This window comes from Xanthomonas sp. NCPPB 1067 (genome assembly GCF_020783795.1).
GTDB classification, from domain to species: Bacteria; Pseudomonadota; Gammaproteobacteria; order Xanthomonadales; family Xanthomonadaceae; genus Xanthomonas; species Xanthomonas melonis.
The window spans coordinates 1-2,013 of the sequence record NZ_JAJGQG010000065.1 but is presented as its reverse complement, the minus strand read 5'-3'; the positions used below and the strand labels follow the sequence as shown (position 1 = coordinate 2,013).

The following is a 2,013-nucleotide window of genomic DNA, read 5'->3' as shown; positions in this document are numbered from 1 at the left end:
TGTTAGCGCCGATGTAAAACTGACCCACTGCGGCGAAGTAAAAGTGACCCACCTGGGACACGATGGCGGCCTTTTGAAGGCTGCTGATGTTGACTCAGGAGCAAGCAGTGGAGATACGAGTAATGGCCCGCAGGGGCGAGAGTGTCAGAACGATCGCGAAGCAGTTGGACTGCTCGCGCAACACCGTGCGCAGGTACCTGCGCGATCAAGATGCGCAGCGCTGCGGCCCGCGCGAGCCGAGGGCATGCAAGCTCGACGCCTACCAGTGCTATCTGCGCGAGCGCGTTGCGCAAGCACATCCGCGCTGGATCCCCGCGACCGTGCTGCTGCGGGAGATCCAGGCGCGGGGGTATGTCGGCGGCATCAGCCAGCTCAAGGCGTTCCTCGCACCGCTCAAGAAGTCTGAGCCCGAGCCGCTGGTGCGCTTCGAGACGCCCCCGGGTCAGCAGATGCAGGCGGACTTCACCTACGTGCGCCGTGGTCGCGATCCGCTGCTGGCGATGGTCGCCACGCTGGGCTACAGCCGTGCGAGCTACGTGAAGTTCGTGGCATGCGCGGGCGAGGACGTCGCCACCCTGTGCACCGGACTGCGTGAGGCGTTCGACTACTTCGGCGGTGTGCCCGAGCACGTGCTGTTCGACAACACCAAGGCGGTCGTCATCGAGCGCGATGCCTACGGCGAAGGCCAGCACCGCTGGAACAGCGCACTGCGTGAACTCGCCGACAGCTGCGGCTTCAAGCCTCGTCTGTGCCGCCCCTATCGCGCCAAGACGAAGGGCAAGGTCGAGCGCTTCAACGCCTACCTCAAGGGCAGCTTCGTGGTCCCGCTGGCGGCTACCTTGGAGGCCAGCGGGCTTCGGCTCGATGCTCACCTGGCCAACATCCACGTCCGGCGTTGGCTCGACGAGGTCGCCAATGCCCGGGTGCATGCCACGACCAAGGCGGTGCCGGCAGTGCGTCTGGCCGAGGAGCGCGCGGTCATGTTGGCTGCGCCTGCCCTACAAGCGCCCATGCCCGTTCGTCAGCGTGTCGTCCTGCCGTTGCAGAGCCTGCAGCATCCGCTGTCCGTGTACGACGCCTTGCTGGAGGTGGTGTGATGGGCCTGCAGCACGACCGCATCGCCGAGCTGTGCGACCAGCTCAAGCTCATCCGGCTCGCCGGCGACTGGCCTGCGCTCGCGCAGGACGCAGCGCGCCACGGCGCCAGCTTCGCGGACTTCCTGGAGCGTGTACTCGTGAGCGAGCAGGCGGGCCGCGAGGAGCGCAAGCGCACGGTGCTGATGCGGCTCGCGACGATGCCGTCCATCAAGACCCTTGAGCAGTTCGACTGGACCCAGGCGAGTGGCGCCCCGAAGGCACAGATCGTCGAGCTCGGCCACCTGGCCTTCGTCGAGCGCGCCGAGAACGTGGTGATGCTCGGGCCGAGCGGCGTGGGCAAGACCCACATCGCGCTGGCACTGTGCCAGCGTGCCGTCATGGCCGGGCACAAGGCGCGGTTCATCGCGGCGGCCGACCTGATGATGCAACTGGCTGCAGCCAAGGCACAAAACCGGCTCAAGGGCTACTTCAATCGGGCCGTGCTCGGGCCGAAGCTGCTGGTCATCGACGAGATCGGCTACCTGCCCTTCGGGCGGGATGAGGCCAACCTATTCTTCAACGTCGTGGCCAAGCGCTACGAACGTGGCTCGATGGTACTCACCAGCAACCTGCCGTTCACGCAGTGGCACAGCGCCTTCGCCGACGACCAGACACTCACAGCGGCGATGCTCGACCGTCTGCTGCACCATGCCCACATCGTGCAGATCAGCGGCGAGAGCTACCGACTGAAGGACAAGCGCAAGGCCGGACAGACGGCCAGAAGGGCGACGGCAACGGCATGACCGGCGCCGCGCTGCTCGGTTGCTACGGGCCTGGACCTGCGCAGCCGAGCAGCGCGCGGAAGCAGACCCCGGGTGGGTCAGATTTACTTCGGCGATTCGACGGAAAGTGGGTCAGATTTAAATCGGCGTTGACA

At 66.0% G+C, this 2,013-nt stretch carries 2 protein-coding genes; both read left to right on the top strand.

All coding sequences use genetic code 11. The features are described from left to right. The first annotated feature begins 86 nt into the window (after positions 1-86). Positions 87-1,097: an IS21 family transposase gene (gene istA / locus LL962_RS20800; protein ID WP_228318283.1), complete on the top strand. Its 1,011-nt coding sequence runs from the start codon at positions 87-89 to the stop codon at positions 1,095-1,097. Continuing rightward, positions 1,097-1,879, top strand: a complete 783-nt coding sequence (gene istB / locus LL962_RS20795; RefSeq protein WP_228318282.1) for an IS21-like element helper ATPase IstB — start codon at positions 1,097-1,099, stop codon at positions 1,877-1,879. Before istA ends, istB begins: the two co-directional genes overlap by 1 nt. The last annotated feature ends 134 nt before the right edge of the window (positions 1,880-2,013 follow it).

Coding starts and splice junctions, on each gene's coding strand:
- istA (WP_228318283.1), top strand. CDS start 87: ATGTTGACTCAGGAGCAAGCAGTGGAGATACGAGTAATGGCCCGCAGG.
- istB (WP_228318282.1), top strand. CDS start 1,097: ATGGGCCTGCAGCACGACCGCATCGCCGAGCTGTGCGACCAGCTCAAG.